Genomic DNA, 20,893 nt, shown 5'->3' on the forward strand with positions numbered 1-20,893 from the left:
TCAGCGCTTTCCGCCTGGGCGCTTCACTGGCGCCCGGCCACCCGCGGTGATCGCGCGGGATGGCCGAGAAGCACGGATGTCAGGGGGCGGGATATCGTGCGACGATTGCGGCGAGCTCCGCCGAAATCGCGTCTGCATCGCGGATAAGGTCGTCGGCCTGCGCATCAATCTCCTGCTGGATGTCGCGGGGCCACTCATGCTCCATCGTGGCGGAAAGCCGGCTGGCAGAATTGAGATAGGTGCTGGTACGCGCTTCCAGCATGGTGCACTGGTCCGCGTCGGTGTCGCTCTGGGTTGTCGGGTGGGCGGCGGCGAGCACCTTGCGGGCGGCGCGAACCAGCGCGCTCATGCGCAGACCGATCATGCCAAGATGCTGGGCGCGCCACTTGTCGACGGTCGCGTTGTCGTAGGCGGTGCGCGTGTCGCGGATTTCCTGGATCAGGAAGTCCGCTTCGGCGTGCGGGGTCATTTTGGATTTCGGTTCGAACATAGGCATTCTCCAGGCTTTGGCGCCGCCCGTACAAGCCGCGCGGTCGCCAGGGTTTTAGGAAGGGGAGGGAGGCTGCTGCCTGGCGGAGCAGGTCGCAGCTGGATCGCCGAAGCGGGCTTCGCGTGGCTATTTGCCGGTGATCTTCACCCCGATGATGTCGGCGAGCTCGACGAGTGCAGTGAAGGTGTCGGCATCGGCGACGATATTGACGGGCGCTTCGACGCTGCTGAATGGATCGGGCGGCAGCCGGTCTTCGAACAGAATGAGGGCGCGCGCGCTATCGTCCTGACGCGATACCCAGCCCAGGCCCTGCACGTCCGTACACTGGGCATGGATGGCCTCCGCCCAGGCGCGGGTCTGCGGATAGAAATCCTTGTCGCTCTCGATGAGATCGACCCGCGGAATACCAAGCTTGCGCAGCGCGGTGCTGCCGAGATCGGCGAGCCTGAGGTCCGCGGCGGGTTGCAATCTGGAATAATGATGCTTCCTGAGCTTGCGCTTCGCGACGGTCTTCAGTCCCGGCGCATGAGGCACATCGTGGAAGACCGTTTCCATGGCAGCGCATTCGAGCGTGGTACCGCCATAGATGGTGGGGATCGCGTCACCTGCGGCATCGCGGATCGGGCTGAAGCGGGCATTGCCGCCAGGCCCGGGATTGAATGCGTCCGGGGTGTATTCATCGGGGTGAATGCGATGGATTATCTGGCTCGCTGGCCAGCTCGTGCGTTTTACGAGCGCATCGAGATTGGCGGGCGGCGAGGCGATCGTGCGCGAAGGGATCGCTCCGGCACGGGCGGGAGCGGGAGCGACAGGCGCCATCTTGCGCGTTCGCGGCTTGGCTGGATCGGCACCCGCTTCGCGGGGTTTGGCTCCTTTAGCCATGACGCACGCCTGCGACCTCGTCTCGCGCGGCCGCGAGTACGCGCTCGGGATCGCTGATGAGGAGATCCTGTGGCAGAGCGCCGCCCAAAAACCCGTTGGCGGACGCGAACCAGATCGCGATATCCCAGGAGTCGAGTTCGTCGCCGAACACCTCGAGGATAGGCGCGAGGCTCTTCACGGGACGATACTGCGCGTCGGGATCGAGGGCATAGGCCGGATAGAGATCATTGCCATCGTGGCGCAGCGCAAAGATCCGCCTCTCGCGCTTCCACTTGTTTGGCTGGGCGCTCGAATTTTGCCCGGAGAACCCGGCGATTTCGGAAAGCTTGGCGGCATTAACCCATTCCGCGCTTTCCAGCACGGCCTTACGGGCTTCGGCGTTCATCCGAGCCTGGGTGAGCAGATGTTCGGGCGGCGAAACGGCGGGGACGAGGGCGTCGACCAGCTTTTCGAGGGTTGCTGTCTCATGGGCGGCGAGGTTGCGCAGAATCATCGGCGCGATCAGGCGAACCGCCTCGGCAAAGGCAGAGGCCGCAGCCTCGCCAGCATGTTCCAGCTGAAAAGCGATGATGGGTCCGTCATCGTCCTTTAGGTGCGCGCGCACGTCGCGTGCGGAGCCCGTTAGCGGCTTAATACGGACGTCCGAGAAATCCGACCCTGTTGCGGTGGCCATCATCGCCTCCTTGGATATGACGGTTATCTACATAACACGATATTCTAAATATTCAATGGCCGACGTTCCCCGAAGGCACTTGCTCCGATCAACCGCCGTGTTTTTGCAGCAAGCAAATGTCGCACGACCCAGCCATCAATGATGTGCCGCGCTTTGTGCCGCGCGGCACATCATTGATGGGTGAGCCAGATCAGCACAGCTCGAGGTAACAAAGTTTCGATGGGAGCAGCACCGACCGAGGGGTGCAGCAGCGGATCCAATATTCTTTAGAGAACCGGAACTGATAGCAGTTCACAAGAAAGTCGCGAAAAAAGGCGATCTCTAAGGCTCGCTGAAGGCTCGCCACCCTGGTCGACGACCCGACGATGCCGTCGCAATCAGCATGGACCGTAGGTCGCTGTCACCCCGCACGATAATGGCTTGGGGGAACGCCAAGGACCCGCTTGAACATCGTCGAAAAATTGCCGGGTCCGTCATAGCCCAGATCCAGTGCAACCGCCGTCACGGGTTCGCCGGCCACGAGCCTTGGCAGGGCCACCGAGAGGCAAGCCTGTTGCCGCCAAGCGCCAAAGCTCATCCCAGTCTGCAGGCGAAAATGTCGCGTAAAAGTCCGGCGGTTCATCGCCATCGCGTTGGCCCACAGGTCGATGGCCGCCGAGGCGTCGGGCTGGTTCAGGAAGGCGTGGCAGAGCGATGCGAGCTTGGAGTCGGAAGGGAAGGGCACTGCCAGGGGGATGGCCGGCGCACGATCGATTTCTGACGCGAGCAAGGTCATGACCTGTCCGTCACGCCCGTGCTCGTCATATTCGATCGGCAAATCGGCCGCCTCGACAAGCAGTTGACGCAGCAAGGCCGACACGCCGACAACCTGGGTCCGCGCGCCGCGCGACGGACAGATGCCGGGTTCGATCAATACGCTGCGCGTCTGTACCGCTCCGACCATGCGCACAGAATGTGCCGTTCCGCCCGGGATCCATACCGCCCGTTCAGGCGGGGCGACCCAGGCGCCATCGGGTGTGCTCACTGCCATGACCCCGCGCGCGGCATAGAGAAACTGGCTGCGGCGATGACGATGTTCGGCGAGCTCGTAGGAGGGCGGATAGTCATGCCCGATCGCGACGAGCGGGCGCGGCGCTTTGTCATGCTCGGTAGTCATGATGTTCATGGCTTTGTCCCAATCGCAGAAACGAATGACCCATAGGGCGAAGCGGGACGCTCGTCACCTCGCTACAGGCGGTTGCGCAGATTTAAGAAGAAAGCAGTTTCGATGGCCACCAACGCCGCCCCGATCGTCAGCACAACGCCCGCCGCTCCCTCGGGCGAAAACCGCGCGCCGCACGTGCAGGGTTTCGTTACCGGCATCGTTGGCGCGGTAGCGGTGGCCCATCTGCTCAACGATCTCATCCAGTCGGTGCTTCCGGCCATCTATCCGATGCTGAAGGCGAAATATCACCTGACGTTCGGCCAGATCGGCTGGCTGGCGATGGTCTATCAGATCACCGCCTCGCTGCTGCAGCCGTGGATCGGGCTGCACACCGACAAGTATCCCAAGCCCTGGCTGCTGCCCGCGGGCATGGCGGTGACCCTCATCGGTATCGCCGGCGTGGCGCTCGCCGGCAGTTATGAGACGTTGCTGATGGCCTCGGCCGTGATCGGCATCGGCTCGGCGACCTTTCATCCCGAAGCCTCGCGGGTGGCGCGAATGGCCTCGGGAGGCCGGTTCGGAACTGCGCAATCCTGCTTTCAGGTCGGGGGCAACAGCGGTTCCGCGCTTGGCCCTCTCATCGCCTCGGCCGTGATCCTGCCGTTCGGGCAGACCTCGGTCGGTTGGCTTGCGCTGGCCGCCATCGCCGCGATCTGGGTGCTGTTCCTCGTCACGCGCTGGCGGCTGCATCATCCGCAGGCTCGCGCTGCTTCCGCCTCGGCGGCGGCGGCCCAGCCTCTGAACAAGGCGCTGGTCGCGTGCGCGCTCGGCGTTGTGGGCGTCCTGCTATTCGCCAAGTTCATCTATATCGGCGCGTTCACCAACTACTTCACCTTCTACCTGATCGAGCGTTTCGGCCTCACGGCACGGGAGTCGCAATTCTATCTTTTCTGCTTCCTGGCGGCGGTCGCGCTCGGCACTTTTGCCGGCGGTCCGGTGGGCGACCGGATCGGACGCAAGGCGGTGATCTGGGTGTCGTTCCTGGGCGTTGCGCCCTTTGCGTTGATCCTGCCCCACGTCGGATTGACAGCGACCGCGATCCTGGCGGTCATCATCGGACTGATCCTGTCCTCGGCTTTTGCCGCGCTTGTCGTCTATGCGCAGGAGATCGTGCCCGGACGGGTCGGCATGGTCTCGGGCCTGATGTTTGGGCTCATGTTCGGGATCAGCGGTATCGGTGCGGCAGGCCTTGGCCAACTGGCCGATCACTACGGTATCGTCTGGGTCTATGGTCTGTGCGCGTGGTTGCCGTTGTTGGGCGTGGCGACGGCGCTGTTGCCAAAGCCTGACGCGAGCTAACCCGTTCCGCCCAGCGACGGGGAAGAAGTTTCTCGCCCGCCCGCCCGCTCGCGTCGGTCAGCTGCCTCCAGGGCTCCTGCATCGCCGGTCTGTTCGGTTTTCCCTGGATCGACAGCGGAGTTGGATCCGCTCAAGCGTCGAGCAGTCGCTCCAGGCCCTTGGCGACGCATTGCGCGGGCTCATCGGCCGTCATGACCTCAAGCCCCGTCGCCTCCGCGATCATAGTGCGCATCAAGGGCACGAGAGCACTGCCGCCCGTCAGCAGGATGCCCTTGTCATGGATATCCTGGCTAAGGTCGGGCGCGGTCTGCCCGAGCACGTCACGCACGACCTTCACGATCTGGGCTACGTGCTTTTCGACGACCCGGTCGAGATCGGCCATCTTGATCGCAATCGTCTTGGGGAGGCCGGTGCGCAGGCAGCGTCCGCTGACAGGTATCGCATCGCCTTGCGCGCTGCGTGAGCCCTTATGCGCGACATAGTCGAGCTTGAGCTGCTCGGACGAGCGATCGCCGATGAGGAATTTGTGCTGGAGATGGACCTGGTCGGCGAGCGCGCGATTGAGGGTGTCGCCGCCGATCCGCACTGATCCGGTCCCGCAAATCCCGCCAAGCGAGAAGACCGCGACCTCGGTCGTTCCCGCGCCGCATTCCACGATCATCGACCCGGCGGGCTCATCGACCGCGAGCCCGGCCCCGATGGCGGCGGCCAAGGGCTCGGTGAGCAGCGTGATCGGGCCGAGCCCCGCGTCGGCCGCTGCGGTGAGCATCGCTCCGCGCTCTGCCTGGGTCGCGTCGGCGGGCACGCCGATGATAGCGGCAGGCGTGCGCCAGCGGCGCCTGCCCGTGGACTTCGACAGCGCATAGCGAAGCACCCGCTTTGCCGCATCGATGTCCTGGAGCACGCCGCGGCAGAGCGGCCGCGCGATGCGCAGGGCCGCTGGCGTGCGGTCGATCATTGCGTAGGCCTCGCGGCCGGCGGCGAAGAGGCTGGTCATGCTGTGCTTGCCGGCGACACAGCAAAGCGATGGCTCGTCGAAAACGAGACCGTCGCCGCGGCGCAGGACGCGGATGTTCGCGGTCCCGAAATCGATCGCGATCTCAGGTCGCCGCTGGGGCAGGAAAGACGTCATCGGATCGTCCTACCCGTCCCTGGCTTCCTTGTCTTCCATATTGGCGTCTGGCCGGCATCAGACGGCCTGCTCCCGGTCGCGGATCGCGCCCCAGAAACCGTCGATGCAGCGCGCGAGGAGGGGCGCATCGGCATCGCTGGCGAGCACGTCCCTGAGCACCGGCGCGAGACCGTCTCCAAACAGGGCGTAATATGGTCGCGGTATCGCGAGCGGATCGGCGCGAGGGCTGCCGGCGCACGATAGCGCGGCGATGAGAAGGCCCACCAAGTCGCGGGCGGCGTGCTGGTCCGCTTCCGTCGGCGCAGGCCCGCTTGCGAGATGCTGCGCCATGGCGGTCTCTATGGCCGGACGGTGGGCGGACAGGAGGGGCCCCGTGTCTTGCGCGGGGGTTTGGCTGTTCATGAAGAAGGTCCAGTCGGTGGGCGTCCGCTGAGGGGACGCATCGTTCGGGAGGCTCGAGCGAGCCTTGGCTGTCGCACCCCGGCCGCGTGTCCCGCCTGGCTTAGAGGCAGGCCCGCGCCGAGGGGTGCAGGCGCGTCATGAGGGTGCCGCCGTGCGCTGCGAACCGGAGAAAGGCTGGAAGGCCGCTCATCCGCCGAGCGTAGCACGCATCGCGGGGTGCGCAAATGACAGGGCGTTCGCCACCGAGCCGCGCGGCGGATGCTGGGCCGTCCAGTGGCCCTGGCCTCGAGGCTATGGGCGGCGATGACAGGTTCGAGAAATGCGCCGCGCCGCTACGGCTAATGGTCTGTTAAGCCCCTTGGCTCAGACATTGGAAACCCTGTCCGATCACTATCGGCTCCTCCAAATCGCGGGAGAGCTAGGATGATCGAAGGGCAGAAAATTCGCCCCGCGCGGGTGATCGGGCCGCTGGGTGAGCCGCTGAGCCTCGAGACGTTGCCGCCGCCGGACACGTCGCGCTGGGTCGTCAGACGTAAGGCCGAAGTCGTCGCGGCGGTCAATGGCGGGCTGCTCACGATCGGTGAGGTGTGCGACCGTTATGACCTGACGCTTGAGGAGTTCGCCGGCTGGCAGCGCGCGGTCGACCGCTCCGGTTTGCCGGGCCTGCGCGTGACGCGGATCCAGCACTATCGTGAGCTCTACGAACGGCAGTCGCGCTACTGAAGCTTGCCGGCGAAGCATCGGCGTCCGAAGAATGCGATCCGGAAAACGGCTGGCAGCATGCCCCTGGTTCTCGCTGCGGCTTCGGGGGCCGCTTGCGCGGGCCCCCGTCAGCGGCAGGTCAATTGCCTTGGGTGGCCGCCTTGTGCTGGAGCCGGCTCGCTTCATGGCGGGCATGATGGGCCTTGTGGGCTGTCGCCCGGGGCGCCTGCGAGGGGTTGATGCATTCGTCGGTAATCGTCTTCGAACACAGCGGATAGTCGCCCGCCGGTTCGGCGGCATTTGCAGCACTTACGCCGCCGATCGCGAGGACGGCGGCAAGCATGAAGGTCTTCATCGTCCTGGTCCTTCTTCCAACGAGCGCAGCGGGATTGCAATGCGACTCGCGAAGACGATACTAGGTTCGACAACCGGGCAATTCACGTTAACCATTTGTCATGGAACCAAAAGGTGAAGCTGACCTGCTTTACTTCTTGCGACAGAAGTCTCTACTGAACCGGTCGATGTCGCCGGTCACAGTCGAGCGCACATCCAGGCGCCGTTGCTTCAGACAACCGTGGGGAATGGCGGCCTGATTCCAGCGCGCTAAGTGGATACGCGCCCGCTTCGCTCAAGCTTGCCCCAGCCAACCCATGGCCCGCGGACGGCGTTGACCATCGCGCGGATGACGACGCCGTACATGAGTTGGCGATAGACGATGCGCTGCGCGACCAGGAGCAATGCCGGATAGCGCTTCTCGCGCCGCTCGAGCCGATAGGCGATCCAGCCGCACAGGACATCGATGGCGGTGAACAGGATCCAGTAAACCGCCATGCGCAGCACGTCGCTCTGGGTCTGCGCCCAGCCGTGCTGGCTCACCCGAAGGATTGTCGTGAGGAGGCTGACGACCAGCGCCAGGTCGATAAGCGGCGAGATCACCGCGAAACCGATCTGGAACACCCAGGCCTGCGGCACGCCGACATAGGCGAGACCGGCCGGGCGGCCCGTTTTCCAGACGGCGCGGTGCTTCCACAGGCATTGCAGCGTGCCGAAGGCCCAGCGGAATCGTTGCTTGACGAGCGCACGGAAGCTTTCGGGGGCCTCGGTCCAGGCGATCGCATCGGTATCATAGGTGACCCGCCAGCCGTGACGCTGGATGGCGATGGTCAGGTCCTGGTCCTCGGCCAGCGTGTCGGTCGGGTAGCCGCCGACGTCCGCGAGCGCCGTCTTGCGCCAGGCGCCGACGGCGCCGGGTACAACCATGATGGCATCGAACTGCGCGAGCGCGCGGCGCTCCAGGTTCTGGGCCGTCACATATTCGATGGCCTGCCAGCGTGTCACGAGATTGATCCGGTTGCCGACCTTCGCATTGCCGGCGACGGCGCCAATCGCGGGATCGGCGAACCAGCGCGCCAGGCGCGCGATGGTTTCGGGCTCAAATTGCGTGTCTGCATCGAGCGCGATGATGACCTCGCCGTGGGCGAGTTCCAGGCCGCGATTGAGGGCGCGTGCCTTGCCGCCATTTTCAAGGGTGAGAAGGCGCACGCGCGGTTCGTCCGAGAAGGCCTGTCGGACGATTGCGCTGGTCGCGTCTGTCGACCCGTCGTCGATGACGATAACCTCGACCTCAACCTGCGTGCTCGCAAGGACCCGGCGCACGGAAGGCTCGATCACCATGGCCTCGTTGAAGGCGGGGATGAGCACCGAGACGAAGCGTCCCGGGACGATGGCGGGCGGCTGGGGCGCGCGGTGCGGACGCGATGCCCTGACAGCCAGAATAGCGAGCATGATGGCACGGGCGAGACCCAGGAAGCCGTTCTCGATGAGCGCTTTGGCGTCGCGGCCGGTGAGTTCGTTTTGAGTGGCGGATGGCATGGCGATTTCGCAGGGGACATCCCAGATGGAGCCGGTATCGGAGAAACGTGCCCCGTCGCCCTTGAGCCTGGCATATTCCGAAATGCGTTCCCGGCGGCTTTCCTTGACCTCCTTGAGGAGCGCGAGATCGATGCCGGCCTCATCGACCACATAGCCGCTGGAGTCCGAGCAGGCGACGACCTTTCCCCCGAATTCGGTGATCTTCTCGGCGGTGTAGATGGCGACATTACCCGAGCCCGACACCACCACGCGGCGATTTTCGAAGGTGAGCTGCTTGGTCGCGAGCATGCGTTCGACGAAGTACACCGCGCCGTAGCCGGTTGCTTCGGTCCGCGCGCGGGAGCCGCCGTAGACCAGGCCCTTTCCGGTAAGGACACCGGCTTCGTAGCGATTGGTCAGGCGCTTGTACTGACCGAACAGATAGCCGATTTCCCGGCCGCCCACGCCGATGTCGCCGGCGGGGACGTCGGTATATTCGCCCAGGTGCCGGTGAAGCTCGGTCATGTAGGACTGGCAGAAGCGCATGATCTCGCCGTCCGATCGGCCGCGCGGATCGAAGTCGGAGCCGCCCTTGCCGCCACCGATCGGAAGGCCGGTGAGCGCGTTCTTGAACGTCTGCTCGAAGCCGAGAAATTTGATGATGCCGACGTTCACCGACGGATGGAAGCGCAGGCCGCCCTTATAGGGGCCGAGTGCCGAGTTGAACTGTACGCGAAAGCCGCGGTTGATGTGGACCTGGCCCCGGTCGTCGACCCAGGGGACGCGGAAGATGATCTGGCGCTCGGGCTCGCAGATCCGCTCGATGAGGGCGTTCTCGAGATAGCTGGGATATTTCGCGACGACGCGGCCCAGACTTTCGAGGACCTCGGTCACGACCTGGTGAAATTCGAGCTCTCCTGCATTCCGGCGCAGGACCTGATCGAGCACGGGCTCGAGCTTCTCATCGATCTTCGACATGATTTCTCCCAAGGGCGAACACCCTCAAGCGCTTAATGCGAGGCTGTACGAAAGGCCATCGTGGTGTCTTCGGTGAGAGGGGTGGGGGTGGCAGGGGCGCTCTTCGCGCGGATGCCGTCGGCTAGCAGGTCATTGGGGGCATCGCCTTGGCTCAGGCGTTCGGCTTGCCGGCGAGTGCTGCGCAGATGGCGCTGGGGGTCCATCCGGTTTCGGTCGCGGTTTGCACGATCGTATTATAGGTAAGATCCTTGAAATCGGCGACTATGCGCGCACACTCCTCGTTGAACCAGGGATCGAGCTCCTCCATATATTCCCCGAGTGCCGCTTTCACGAGCAGCATATTGACCGAAAGGGAGAAGGCTAGGCCCTCCGGCCTTTGGTGCTCGTTCCAGACGGCGATGAGAGGCATGTCTGCCTGGGCCGCTTTGAAAGCCTTCTCAGACTGCAGATCGGAGCGGTAGACCGGCTTCAGGCCGTGGACGTCGGCCAGATGATTGAGCGTTGCCTGGCGGAAAGCCGCTCGAATTTCGTCATCGGAGATGACCAGGGCGGCTGTCTTCGTTTGCCCGGGCAGCTTCACCACCTTCGGGACGGAGCACTGCGCATTTGCTGCTTCAGCCGTTTGAACATGCGCAATGCTCCGGGTTGTGTGGTCCAATGCAAGTTACAGCAGGGCTGCCTGAGAGGAAAAGCTTTCAATTGTCGCAGCTCGGTGTTCGTGCAGATTGCGCTTGATTGATGAAGGTCCCGACATGCTATCGTTGCAGGTGGCCATTTCGGCGACGCAATACGGTCGACGATCTGCGGCGAGCGCCTAGGCCGGGACTGACTATATCGACTTTGCCGGGTGGGGGGCCTTCGCTTCCTCGCCGCCGGCGGCGCCACGATCGATGATGAAAATGCCATTCTCCAACCTGGCAGCCCTGCGCATAGCCTGCCATGTTCCGTATTTGGCTTTGACGTAACGCGCCAATTTCATAGATTTGTCGGTGTTTACACGCATTCAGGCCTCCAGTGCAGGAGCAGTGCGCGCGGCGCCCGGCTAGGTAACACAGTCATTAGCTAAGCGGCAGCGGCTCGCGGCTTACCTTCGCGATGGTGAGCAGCCGTTCATGTCCATCGCGATCGGGCCAGAGAATGGATTGTCCGGCGCGCAGGCCGATGAGCCCGGCACCGACCGGTGTAAGGATGGATATACGTCCTTCGGCGATGTCGGCGTCTTTGGGATAGACGAGCTGGTAGCGATGCTCCTTACCACTCGCCGCGTCCGTGAACTGGACCACGCTGTGCATCGTGACAATGTCGCCCGGAATCCTCTCAGCTTTGTGGATGGTGGCGCGTCCCAGTTCCTCCAGCAGCAACTGGCTGACCTGGGGCAGGCGGCTGGCGGCGCTGGTGGCCAGATCGGCCAGGATATCGGCTTCGCTGTCGATCATATGGATGGGCGGCCGGCGGGCCGCTTTGGTCTTGGTCATGGCTATGGCTTTCCGGAATAGAGACAAGGCGCACCAATCCAAGTGGTGCGTCACATTGTACTGATCGAGCCCCGGGCTCGGGGCAGGATGCGCCGGAACCCGGGGCTAAATGCCCGCGAGAAGCTGTCCCCCGTGGTGGCGGAACCGGAAGTGATGACGCAGCATCTGCATCGGGTGATGATGTCCCCCTTGTGCCCCCAAGTCAAACCCGATGCCAAGCCATCCGCCGAGATGCCGCTCGCCGGCCTTGCGCGTAGCACGGCGCATGGGCAACGTGCGCGGAGGGGGAAAGCCGATCGCAACCGTAAGTGACCCAGACCGCAGCCCAGCTGCCTTGTCCGAGCGCGCCAGTCTTTTGGCGGCGTTGCCGCCGCGCGCCCATATCGAGCGCATCGCAAGTCGGAAGATCAAGGGTTTCTGCGGAACGATCGACGAGGACGGCGTCTATTACGACCCCGTCCACAAGCAGAACCAGAGCCTTTCCCAGCACATCATCGCGGACTATCACGGCCGCTTCCTGATCGAACTCATCCAGAACGGGCACGACGCCCATGACCGGGCGCGACGGGATGGAGAGATCGCTGTCCTGCTCGCGGGTGATGAAGGCGACAGCGGCACGCTTTACGTCGCCAATCGAGGGCAACCTTTTGCGTCCAGGAATGTCGACGCGCTTTGCGAAATGGGTTTGTCGAGCAAGCCGCCGGGCGAGGCGGTCGGCAACAAGGGCCTCGGCTTTCGCAGTGTCCGGCACGTCAGCGATATTCCGCAAATCTATTCGCGCCTGACCGAGGACAGTCCGGGTGATCTCTTCGACGGCTATCGCTTCACCTTCGCCCGCGGCAGCGAACTTGATCCGCTGCTTCCCGACGAGGCCACGCGGGCGCTCGCGCGCACCGACCTTCCAGCCTTTTACATCCCTCGCTGGCTGGACCAGACGCCGGACACGGTGAAGGAATTCGCGCGCAAGGGATTCTCGAGCGTGATCCGATTGCCGCTGCGCAACCAGGCTGCCCTCGATGTGGTTCGCGCCGAGATATTGGGCCTGGCCAAGGCCGAAGCGCCGATGCTGCTGTTCCTGCGCCGAATTGCGACGCTGCGCGCAGAAATCCAGGGTGACCGGATCAAGGAGGACGCGCTCGACCTGAAACTCTCCCGGAGCGAGACGCCGCTCGAAGACGATCAAGGTCCAGCTTTGGTCGATTTGGGCGAAAACGACTCCTTCTGGGTCGCCCGGGCGGAAATCCCCGAGAGCGACATGCAGGCGGCGGTTGCAGAGGGCCTTGAAAGTGGCGCACTTCCGGAGAGCTGGAAGGGGTGGAAAGGCAGCGGCGAGGTAGCGGTTGCTGTCCCGATCGGCGAGACGATGCCGGACTTTCACCCTCGTCTTTACACCTTCTTGCCAATGGGGCGCGGCGCCACGTCTCCGTTCCGCGGCCATTTGCACGGCAGCTTTTTTCCGAGTTCGAACCGGACGAGCCTCGACCCTGCCGTGCGGGTCAATGCCCTGGTGCTCGATCATGCGGTAAAGCTAGCGTCCGCGACGGCGGCCTGGCTGGAGCGACATGGCTCTGCGCAAATGGAAGCGAAGGTCCCCCTCCTCACCGCTGTGCGGGCGGCTGTCGACCTCTTGCTCTGGAATACGCCGACGAGCCTACTGCAGGGCGAGAGCGATGGCGAGGGCGAGGAGGCGATTGACCTCGGCACCGCGATGACCGCTGCGATTGTTCGGCAGTGGGGGGCGTCCTCGCTGGCGGATGCGGACTTCGTTCCATGCCTGGCCGATTGGACCGGGGATGCGCTCGCCCGGCCCCCCTTCGGGCCGGTTGCCTTTGTCAGTCCGGCGGGCTCGCGCCGTGTGCAGGGCGCCGACACGTCCTTCTCGCTCGACGTGATCGCGCGGCACGGGCAGTCCGCGGGCCTCGCGCCCTTCTGGCCGGGGCTTGGCGAGCAGCGCAGCGAGAAGTTGGCGCTGTTTCTGCGCAGCCATGCCGGCGGCCATTTCAAGGATCGCATGACCGCATCGGAGCGGGCCATCATTGTCGAGGGGCTGGCGAGGGCGATCGCGAAGCCGCGCAGGCCTGATTGGACGCGTTGGACCGCCTTTTACCGCGACCTGTCCGACTTCATGGGAGGCGATGCCTCGACACTGGCGGGCAAGGCGATTCTGATTTGCCAGGATGGCTCGCTGCGCGCCACGCGATCGCAAGCGCGACCCGAGCCGTCGCGGGGGGAGACGCCCAAGCGCCGGACGCGCCGCGCGCCGCGCGAAGCTTCGGTGTTTGTGCCGCCACGGCGCGGCGATGCCGAAGACAGCATTGGCGAGGATTTCTATCCGCCAGCCCCGCTGCGCGAATTCTTCGCCTTCCTGCACGACAGACTGCCCTGGTATGGGGAGCTCGCCGCCGCTCGTCAGTTCCTGGAGAAGGATCTGGCGACGGCATTCGAAAGCGAGGCGCTGCTCACCCGCATTTCGCAGATTCTCGAGCGGGACGAGACGAAGAAGGTCAGGGCAGCGGGACTGCGCTGGGCCTTTGCCATCTGGCGCCGCTCGGTTGCGATCAAGCGAGCCGTCACGCTGTCTTCCGCTTATCGCCTCTTCGTGCCGACGATCGATGGCGAATTCATCCGCGCGTCGGAGGCGGTCTTCTCCTCGGCCTGGCCCGACCGCACCCTTGGCTATGACCTGCAGCAATTTCTCGAGCTCGCGCCTGCGGGATCCGCCGATCTGGACGAGGTGCGCGCCCGCCGGCTGGCCGCGCCGTCCGCCGCCGTGTTTGGAACGCGGTTCGTGGACGACTGGACGGATTTTCTGATCGGGATTGGGGTGCAGCGAGGCCTCGAGCCGCGGACGAAGGAGCTTCAGCATTATGTCAGCGCCGGACGGGTGACGAGCTTCGATTTCCTCAAGGATCTCGGGCTCCCTGACAGTTTCGGATCTCTGTTGAAAAAGGACATCGCGACCCGGCCGGGAGTTTCGCTTGGGCTGCCTACATCGACCGATTATGATGTCGGGGCGCTGTGGTGGATGCCAGGGCAAGCAGATGTCGACGCCTTCAGCGACGAGGCGCTCGACGCCTATGCCAAGCTCGTTCTTGCCTGGATCGGGCGTGCTGTGCACCGGCATCTCTGGATGCCGGTCAAGCATCGCTACAATCATCGCTCGGACAATCGCGATTGGCCCACGCCGCTAGCGGCTTTCCTGCGATCCGCCGCATGGCTGCCCTGCGAAGAGCCGGGCGCCGACGGGCTCAAGCGGTCGCGGCAGGAAGGCGCCAAGGTCTGGCTTGCGCGCGGAAGTGATCGCTTCCCGCCGTTTCTTCGCCGCCTCTCCTACAAGGCCGCCCGAGCGCTGGACCGAACGCCCGACGCCGTCGTCGATACCCTGCGTAAGCATGCCGGGCTCAAGACCTTCAATGCGCCCGACACGTTGCTCGAACAGGCAGGCTTTCTGGCCGAACAATTCGCCCAAGGCTGCGTCCGCCGGTTTCACGAACGCGAGCTCGTCAACATCTATGCGCGCTGCTGGGCCCGGCTTGTTGAGAAATATGGGGCGCAAGATACGACCGTGCCGCCGGGAAAGCCGCCCGCGGCGCTCTTGGTGCGCAGGCGCGGTCAGCTCGGCGTTGCGACGGTGGCGGCCGGTGCCGCCGAGACGATCTATGTTCGAGACAGCACGGATCTGATCGCGACGAGCCTGGTCGAGGTGCTGGGCGATCCGCTGCTCGACGTCCGCGGGGCCGAGCCGGAGCGCGTGGGCGTGCTCCTTCACAAGCTGTACGGCGACGTCGTGCGGCGAACCTCGCAGCTCGCTTACGCGATCGAGGTCGATGGATCGCCTCTCGAAGAACTGGGCCTGGGCCCCAAGTTGGTAAGCTGCTGCCCCTGGCTCCGCTTGATGCTCGCCGTGGCGCTCGAGGCCCTCGACAGTGTCGATCTCAATCGCTTGCCGGCGGACCGTGCCGCCATTCTGCAAACGCTGGACCGGCTCGAGCTTCATCAGACCGCCGCGCTTCGCTTCCTGCTGAACGGCCAGGATGTGACGCCGCCCACTGCGCGCGGAGCCTATCAGTTCGAGCGGGCCGAGGGCGAGCCACTGCTTGTGGTCATGGGAACCGGCCCGCTCGACTGGGGCAAGATCGAAGCGGCGTTGCCGGCGATCGGCGAGGCTATCCGGCATCCGGCCGTTGTCCCTCACATGAAGCTGCTGGCTCGCCAGTTGCTGCTCGACGATGTGGCGGTCGACGATCAGCCTTCAGGTCAGGGGGACCTTCTGCGTCTGTGCCGCGCGCTGGAACTCACCGAACAGGCGGGCGAAGCCGCGCGCGACGCGCTGGGCGAACGGCTGGACCGGTTGGCGCCCTGGTTTCGTGCGGTGGTCTTCCACCATGGCGGGGAAAGCGCATTCGAGACCTGGATGCGAGACGAGGCTGCCGCGCTGGAGGATGCGGGCGTAGCGACCGAGCAGTTGCGATCCCTGTTGCCTGCGGTGAGCAGCGTGGACGAGATCGTGGCGGCGGCCAGGGCTTCGCTTTCGACAGGGGAGCTGCGCGAACGGCTGGGCCTGGAGTTCGGGAGCTTCAATGCCAGCCTGGTTGCGACGGGAAGCGCGCCGGACGTCGACCCGGAGGGCCAGCAGCAGCAGCTCGACTTCTACGTGGCGGACAATCGCATTCTGATCGTCGACGCGCTTCGCAATCTGACAGCGCCGACGCTGCTCGCGTTCACGCCTGATCCGCGCTACAAGACGGCCCTCGAAGCCTTGGGCGCCCTCAAGCCCGATCCCGACTGGCTCCTACGATATGAGCGGATACCCGAGCCACTCCTGGCCGCTCATGTGGCGGCATGGCTGGCAGCGACAGGCGCGCCGGCACTCGGCGAGAATCCGGAAGGGCTGGGCGATCTCGCGGCCGTTCGCACCGGCAACGCCACTATCCTGCGTCAGGTAGCTCGTACAGCGCCGCCGCTGGTGCGCGCCTGGGGCGTGCGGCATTCTGTTTCGGTTGGTGACCTGTGGCGCGACGCCGGGCAGGTGGAGACGGAGCTTCGCCGCAGGCTCGATGATGCGGGCGCGTTCGACTGCCGCCAGTGGGATGAAAGCGAACTCCTCATGTGGCTGGAAAAGCTCGGCGCCTGGCCCTCCGGCATGAAACATAGTCTCGACCGAGTGGTGTTGGGCGTCCCCGAAACCGACATTGAAGCGGCGGCGCAAAAGGCGCGGGAGGAGCGGGAGCGACGCAGTCGCGAAGCGCGATCGGTGCGGCTCAATGGGACGCTGCGCGACCCGCTCGATGTGGACTGGCTCAGCCTGTCCGCCGAGTTGGCCGGCAGCCTGTCAAAGAAGCTTCTGAACCGGCCGATCGGCAGCTTTGCACAGCTGTCCGCTGGTGGCGGCGGCCGCAGCTGGCGCTGGGGATCCGGATCCGGCGGCGGAGGCGGTGGCGGCGCCTACAGCGGGATACCGCAAGAGAAGAAGGACATGATCGGCCGGCTGGGCGAGCTCACGGTCTATCATTGGCTGAAGGCTCGGCAGCCTGGTCAGGATATCGACCGGTGCTGGGTGTCGGGTAATTCCGGGGCCTTCGTCGGCCAGGAAGGACGGGACAATCTTGGCTATGATTTCCGGATCAGCTTCAACAAGCAGGTCTGGTATATCGAGGTGAAGGCGAGCACCGAAGACCCTTGCCAGTTCGAGATGGGAGAGACCGAGGTACGGTGGGCGCGGGACGTAGCCCGCTCTCGCGCGGCCGACCGCTATGTGATCGCCTATGTGGCCAATGTGGGTCAAGCCGGCGCCACGACCATCGACATCCTGCCCAACCCGCTAGGCCCTGAGGCCGACGGTGTGGTGAACATCGCGGGCGATAGCATTCGCTACACGTTCGACCGCCGACGCTAGGAAAGGAAGCGGCTTATGACGTCTGATGGGATGGAGTAAGGTTCGACACGGATCGAGTCTGCTCAGAACCCCTTTCTGAACTCGGTCTGCCGGTCGCGAGGGCGACCTTGCGGCCGGCCTTCGCATCTCATGGATCTGCGCCCGCCTTTGCGTCGTCGTGCACGGCGGCCTTGTTTTTGCGTGATCAGGCCCCATATCTTGCCTGCTACAGTCGCAAATAGACGGTCTTTCGGTGCTTTGCGGCTCTGCTCTTCCTTCTTTCCCTGCCCCTCGCAGCACGAGGGTTTCCGATGTCCGGGAGCCCGCTTCTAGAAGGATATCTCGCATGAGCACCATCACCGGCACCGTCAAGTTCTTCAATGCCGACAAGGGCTATGGCTTCATCGCCCCCGAAACCGGCGGACAGGATGCGTTCGTCCACATCTCGGCTGTCGAGCGCGCGGGCTTCAACACGCTCAGCCAGAACCAGCGCCTCAGCTATGAACTGGAAACCGACCGCCGCGGCAAGACGAGCGCGGTCAACCTGCAGACGCAGGACTGACACACAAGGAGGGCGGCATGAAGTGCCGCCCTTGTTTTTTGTATTCGAAAGGATTGTCCATGGCGAATGACGCCGAGCACTATCGGGGGCTGGCGGCCCGCGCCCAGGCGGAAGCTGACGCGGCGACCCTCACCAATGCCCGCGACCGTGCCCTGAGGTCCGTCGCGGCCTTCGAGACCATGGCGCTTCAGCACGAACATACCGCCAAGCGCCGAGCGGAGCGTGAAGCCTCCGCTGCGGCTGACCGATTGGTCGCGTTCGGCTCGCCTGTACTGCAATAGCGGGCAGACTGGCGCCCGCGCCGTGTTGCAAGCGAGCCCTTCCCTTGCTTCCCGATCCGCGTAACGATTCCCTTCACCGGCGGGCGCAATGCGGATGATGGGGCCTGGCAGCCCCGAACAGCCAATTTGCTACGAAGAGATCGTCTGCCGGCTGAATATGGTGCCGACATCGGATGCGACCTGGCAGCACATCCAGTGATGCTGCTCAAATAGCGATGGTGGAGCACCGCAGGTTCCCCACAACTTGGCTGCCCCACCCGGCTGGTTGACGCCGGCCGGCCCACTGGCTGATACCTGCTTGCCTGTGATTGATCAGTTAGCGCCGGATTGGCAGTACCACATTGCTTTAGTCCGCAGTTCTCCCCTATGACGATACGGTCTGCGGAGACGCGGATGGAGGCGTGGAAACCTTCTTATGTGAGAGCCGGCGAGCTTAGGCTACCGGGCAGCGGACGCGTATGTCCAAGGCCTGGCCCAAAGGCGTTCGCGCCTGACTCACATCAGGTTTCCAATGCCCGGTTTCCGGGCTGCACGCTTCCCTACCAGGCAGCGTGCTGTCGGCTGTCTGCGGCAGATCGACCCACGTAAAGCGGAGCATGTTTGACCACATCATCAAGGGGGGCGGAAATGAGAAAAATAGCGGATACTAACGTTCCAATGGGACGGACTTGTGGCGACTGAGCCGACTTCGCAGTCGCGCGCCGCGTCGCTCATACGTCAGGTCCTGGCTATACTGGATGAGAGTGGTGAGACCACCGCGGCCGCCTATCTGCAGCACGCCCTGGACATCCTGCCCGAAGGGCCGATGGACGATGTTGGGGCGCCGAAGCTCCGCTGCCATATCCCGCTGATCCGCGCCATGGGCGGTGCGCTTGCCCTCGTTGGGACCTTGATCGCGCGTGGCGGAGATGTGCCGATGGACGAATTCTCGCGCCTCCTGGGCATTTACGCGGCCGCCACCTCGGAGAGCGACAATGATGAAGGGATGGTTCTCGCATACTGGGCTGGCATGGTGCGAGATGTGGCAGAAGCTCGGCCCGGCAGTCCGGCGAGCCCCGCCTAGATAGGAGGGGCGCGTGGGGTCGACCGCCGTAGCGGTCTATAGCGATAAGCCTTGTGCCCGGTCAGTCTTGCGCGGGCGTTAAATTCTTATCCTAGAATTCCTGACAATTCTCTGGCGCAGGTCGGCACTTTCCATTGATCGTGCGCGCCCTTTCAGTAGAAGCAACAGGTCGGCGAAGGGGGGAAGTTTGTCAATTCATGCGACTGCAGCGGCTTGGGTGCGCTTCTTGCGCAACTACGGTCCGATCCCAACCAATGATAATATGTACGATGAATCGATTCAGCGCGCACTGAAGCGACATAAGATCGTGCCCATCACGCTGCCGGCCCCTCTGGTGAAGCGTTTAGTAGAGAACTTCCGGGCAGACATGCCTGCCTCGCACATCATCACCGGGACGGCGGGCGACGGAAAGACTTATCATTGCCGCGAGGTGTGGACCGCGCTCGGTGGTGATCCCGCAGTCTGGAACGAAGGCGCGAAGGTCCAGACGCTGGCCATCGGCAGCCGCTCTCTTGTCATCGTCAAGGACCTCAGCGAACTGCGCGATGAGGAAAGTGCCGGCTTGATCGCTGACTTCGCGCGTGACGTGGCCAATCCCGCAACTTCGACCTTCTATCTCCTGGCGGCTAACCATGGCCAGCTTTTGGAAAAGCTCAAGTCCGCGCCGCCGACAGATGAGATCGAACGGGTCACCACCGTTATCGAGGAACTCCTTGTCACGGGCAATAATCCCGATCCGGCTATCGCCATCGACCTTGACGATCTCAGCCGGTCGCCTGCCGCTGAAACGGTGATGACCATCATTGATGAGGTCACGCAGCATGATGGTTGGGACGGGTGCGGTAGTTGTGCCGCCAATACGGGCGATGCCATCTGTCCGATCTACGAGAACCGGCGGCGTCTGATAGGGGAGGGCGAGGGAGACGCCTTTAAGCGCCGCATCGCGGCGCTCATCGAATTGAGCGAGCGCAATGGAAACCACTTTCCCGTGCGCCAGCTCCTCGCTCTCATTGCCAATAGCCTGTTGGGCCATCCCGATGCGCGCGATGGATTGATGAGTTGCGCCGAGGTGCCGCGGATCGTCCAGGAAGGCAGAACTGATCTCGCGAGCATCTACCGGAATATCTTTGGCGAAAACCTGAGACCGAGCAAAGCGGAGAAGACCGAACTCTTCCGCAAGCTCAATGTCTTCGGGATCGGCGCGGAGACAAGTAATCGTGTCGACAATCTGTTGGTCTACGGGGCGGACGATCCTGCTTATCGGGCAGATTACGAGCGGCTGGTTCTTGTCGATCCCATCTATGGGGCGACCCCGGCCTATTCGGCAGCGCAGCGTGCCTATCTCGAAGGGGTCGAAACAACAGATCGCACGGCGTTTCTGGCGAGCCTGAGATCCCAGCGCCAGCGGCTCTTCTTCACCTTGCCCGATGAACTGGCAGTCGATTATGACCTGTGGGATTTGACGGTCTTCCGATACGCCGGCCTCTATCTCGAGGTAGCGGAGAAACTTGCAGCCAAGCAGCCGGTCCCCCGGCAGGCCATCACGATGATAGTGCGGGGCCTCAACCGTATCTTTACCGGGATGCTCGTCCAGAACCAGGACGAACTGGTTCTCGCCACCTCCGGCAGTTATTCGCAGTCCAAGCGCAGCCCCCTTCTCGATGAACTTATCTCCGTCCCGCGGCAGGGCGGTGAGGAAGTCGCCATAGTGAGCGACGGGACAGGCGGCTTCTCTGTGTCGGTACGGTTGGTCCGCGGGTCGGACATTCCTCTCGTCACCCTCGCACTCTCGCCGACACGGTTCGAATTTCTGGGCCGCGTCGCCGAAGGCGCGCTGCCCAGCAGCTTTTCGCTGGAATGCCATGAAGACCTCCTGGCCTTCAAGGCGCGGCTTCTGCGGGAGACCGAGAACCGCCGGAAGCTCGATGGCGATGAGATTGTGGATGGAGAATTGATGCTCCGCTTTATTGATCTTGGCAACGACGGACGCGCGGTCGCGCGCCGCGTAATCGTGCGGGTTTAAC

Annotated in this window: 18 protein-coding genes; 7 read left to right on the plus strand and 11 right to left on the minus strand. The window is 63.9% G+C overall.

The genetic code is table 11. From position 1 onward, the window contains the following. Positions 1–79: 79 nt before the first annotated feature. From LH128_RS22405 to LH128_RS22420, 4 genes are all read right to left on the minus strand, one after another. Entirely contained in the window at positions 80–469 is a 390-nt protein-coding gene (locus LH128_RS22405) for a hypothetical protein (protein WP_235870846.1), read from the minus strand. A gap of 147 nt (positions 470–616) precedes the next feature. Continuing rightward, complete coding sequence (locus LH128_RS22410; RefSeq protein ID WP_008831976.1) at positions 617–1,372, minus strand: RES family NAD+ phosphorylase; 756 nt, start codon at positions 1,370–1,372, stop codon at positions 617–619. Beyond that, positions 1,365–2,048: a hypothetical protein gene (locus tag LH128_RS22415; RefSeq protein ID WP_233448251.1), complete on the minus strand. Its 684-nt coding sequence runs from the start codon at positions 2,046–2,048 to the stop codon at positions 1,365–1,367. Before LH128_RS22415 ends, LH128_RS22410 begins: the two co-directional genes overlap by 8 nt. A 397-nt stretch (positions 2,049–2,445) precedes the next feature. Further along, positions 2,446–3,210 carry an AraC family transcriptional regulator gene (locus LH128_RS22420; RefSeq protein WP_008831978.1) on the minus strand — a complete coding sequence of 255 codons (765 nt, stop codon included), beginning with the start codon at positions 3,208–3,210 and terminating at the stop codon, positions 2,446–2,448. A 102-nt stretch (positions 3,211–3,312) separates the two neighbouring features. On the opposite strand from LH128_RS22420, the gene LH128_RS22425 reads away from it, so the two are divergent. Further along, positions 3,313–4,548, plus strand: coding sequence for an MFS transporter (locus LH128_RS22425; RefSeq protein ID WP_008831979.1), 1,236 nt, complete (start codon positions 3,313–3,315; stop codon positions 4,546–4,548). 130 nt (positions 4,549–4,678) lie between these two features. Here LH128_RS22425 and LH128_RS22430 read toward each other — a convergent pair whose 3' ends face one another. Beyond that, positions 4,679–5,680, minus strand: coding sequence for a rod shape-determining protein (locus LH128_RS22430; protein WP_008831980.1), 1,002 nt, complete (start codon positions 5,678–5,680; stop codon positions 4,679–4,681). 57 nt (positions 5,681–5,737) lie between these two features. Continuing rightward, on the minus strand, positions 5,738–6,010 hold the full coding sequence (locus LH128_RS22435; protein WP_008831981.1) for a hypothetical protein: 273 nt from the start codon (positions 6,008–6,010) through the stop codon (positions 5,738–5,740). Between the two features lie 495 nt (positions 6,011–6,505). Between LH128_RS22435 and sciP the strand changes: the two genes are divergently transcribed. Further along, positions 6,506–6,805 (plus strand): CtrA inhibitor SciP, encoded by a 300-nt coding sequence (sciP, locus tag LH128_RS22440; RefSeq protein WP_008831982.1) that lies wholly within the window; start codon positions 6,506–6,508, stop codon positions 6,803–6,805. Positions 6,806–6,923: 118 nt separating this feature from the next. Here the strand turns inward: sciP and LH128_RS22445 are convergent, their stop codons facing one another. The 5 genes from LH128_RS22445 to rnk all read right to left on the minus strand — a co-directional run bounded on the left by LH128_RS22445 (position 6,924) and on the right by rnk (position 11,088). Then, positions 6,924–7,139 (minus strand): hypothetical protein, encoded by a 216-nt coding sequence (locus tag LH128_RS22445; protein ID WP_008831983.1) that lies wholly within the window; start codon positions 7,137–7,139, stop codon positions 6,924–6,926. A gap of 248 nt (positions 7,140–7,387) precedes the next feature. Beyond that, positions 7,388–9,613, minus strand: coding sequence for an NADP-specific glutamate dehydrogenase (gene gdhA, locus LH128_RS34185; protein WP_008831984.1), 2,226 nt, complete (start codon positions 9,611–9,613; stop codon positions 7,388–7,390). Positions 9,614–9,764: 151 nt separating this feature from the next. Next, complete coding sequence (locus LH128_RS22460) at positions 9,765–10,196, minus strand: hypothetical protein (protein WP_008831985.1); 432 nt, start codon at positions 10,194–10,196, stop codon at positions 9,765–9,767. Between the two features lie 246 nt (positions 10,197–10,442). After that, positions 10,443–10,616: a hypothetical protein gene (locus LH128_RS33690; RefSeq protein WP_179443507.1), complete on the minus strand. Its 174-nt coding sequence runs from the start codon at positions 10,614–10,616 to the stop codon at positions 10,443–10,445. A gap of 55 nt (positions 10,617–10,671) precedes the next feature. Beyond that, positions 10,672–11,088, minus strand: coding sequence for a nucleoside diphosphate kinase regulator (gene rnk, locus LH128_RS22465; RefSeq protein WP_008831986.1), 417 nt, complete (start codon positions 11,086–11,088; stop codon positions 10,672–10,674). A gap of 334 nt (positions 11,089–11,422) precedes the next feature. Here rnk and LH128_RS22475 point away from each other — a divergent pair, with 334 nt between their 5' ends. From LH128_RS22475 to LH128_RS22495, 5 genes are all read left to right on the plus strand, one after another. Further along, the gene (locus LH128_RS22475) at positions 11,423–16,984 is read left to right on the plus strand and encodes a DUF3883 domain-containing protein (protein WP_165362024.1); all 5,562 of its coding nucleotides are present in this window, start codon (positions 11,423–11,425) and stop codon (positions 16,982–16,984) included. Positions 16,985–17,309: 325 nt separating this feature from the next. Next, complete coding sequence (locus LH128_RS22480; protein WP_008831988.1) at positions 17,310–17,525, plus strand: cold-shock protein; 216 nt, start codon at positions 17,310–17,312, stop codon at positions 17,523–17,525. A gap of 59 nt (positions 17,526–17,584) precedes the next feature. Continuing rightward, complete coding sequence (locus LH128_RS22485) at positions 17,585–17,806, plus strand: hypothetical protein (protein ID WP_008831989.1); 222 nt, start codon at positions 17,585–17,587, stop codon at positions 17,804–17,806. A 670-nt stretch (positions 17,807–18,476) separates the two neighbouring features. Beyond that, positions 18,477–18,869: a hypothetical protein gene (locus LH128_RS34720; RefSeq protein ID WP_008831990.1), complete on the plus strand. Its 393-nt coding sequence runs from the start codon at positions 18,477–18,479 to the stop codon at positions 18,867–18,869. Positions 18,870–19,131: 262 nt separating this feature from the next. Beyond that, positions 19,132–20,892 (plus strand): hypothetical protein, encoded by a 1,761-nt coding sequence (locus tag LH128_RS22495; protein WP_008831991.1) that lies wholly within the window; start codon positions 19,132–19,134, stop codon positions 20,890–20,892. The last annotated feature ends 1 nt before the right edge of the window (position 20,893 follow it).

Origin of the sequence: Sphingomonas sp. LH128 (genome assembly GCF_000293195.2) — a bacterium.
In the GTDB taxonomy this organism is placed as follows: domain Bacteria; phylum Pseudomonadota; class Alphaproteobacteria; order Sphingomonadales; family Sphingomonadaceae; genus Novosphingobium; species Novosphingobium resinovorum_A.

Bases quoted from the DNA above. Each gene is read 5' to 3' on its own strand.
- LH128_RS22405 (WP_235870846.1), bottom strand. From the start codon at position 469: ATGACCCCGCACGCCGAAGCGGACTTCCTGATCCAGGAAATCCGCGAC.
- LH128_RS22410 (WP_008831976.1), bottom strand. From the start codon at position 1,372: ATGGCTAAAGGAGCCAAACCCCGCGAAGCGGGTGCCGATCCAGCCAAG.
- LH128_RS22415 (WP_233448251.1), bottom strand. From the start codon at position 2,048: ATGATGGCCACCGCAACAGGGTCGGATTTCTCGGACGTCCGTATTAAG.
- LH128_RS22420 (WP_008831978.1), bottom strand. From the start codon at position 3,210: ATGAACATCATGACTACCGAGCATGACAAAGCGCCGCGCCCGCTCGTC.
- LH128_RS22425 (WP_008831979.1), top strand. From the start codon at position 3,313: ATGGCCACCAACGCCGCCCCGATCGTCAGCACAACGCCCGCCGCTCCC.
- LH128_RS22430 (WP_008831980.1), bottom strand. From the start codon at position 5,680: ATGACGTCTTTCCTGCCCCAGCGGCGACCTGAGATCGCGATCGATTTC.
- LH128_RS22435 (WP_008831981.1), bottom strand. From the start codon at position 6,010: ATGGCGCAGCATCTCGCAAGCGGGCCTGCGCCGACGGAAGCGGACCAG.
- sciP (WP_008831982.1), top strand. From the start codon at position 6,506: ATGATCGAAGGGCAGAAAATTCGCCCCGCGCGGGTGATCGGGCCGCTG.
- LH128_RS22445 (WP_008831983.1), bottom strand. From the start codon at position 7,139: ATGAAGACCTTCATGCTTGCCGCCGTCCTCGCGATCGGCGGCGTAAGT.
- gdhA (WP_008831984.1), bottom strand. From the start codon at position 9,613: ATGTCGAAGATCGATGAGAAGCTCGAGCCCGTGCTCGATCAGGTCCTG.
- LH128_RS33690 (WP_179443507.1), bottom strand. From the start codon at position 10,616: ATGCGTGTAAACACCGACAAATCTATGAAATTGGCGCGTTACGTCAAA.
- rnk (WP_008831986.1), bottom strand. From the start codon at position 11,088: ATGACCAAGACCAAAGCGGCCCGCCGGCCGCCCATCCATATGATCGAC.
- LH128_RS22480 (WP_008831988.1), top strand. From the start codon at position 17,310: ATGAGCACCATCACCGGCACCGTCAAGTTCTTCAATGCCGACAAGGGC.
- LH128_RS22485 (WP_008831989.1), top strand. From the start codon at position 17,585: ATGGCGAATGACGCCGAGCACTATCGGGGGCTGGCGGCCCGCGCCCAG.
- LH128_RS22495 (WP_008831991.1), top strand. From the start codon at position 19,132: ATGTACGATGAATCGATTCAGCGCGCACTGAAGCGACATAAGATCGTG.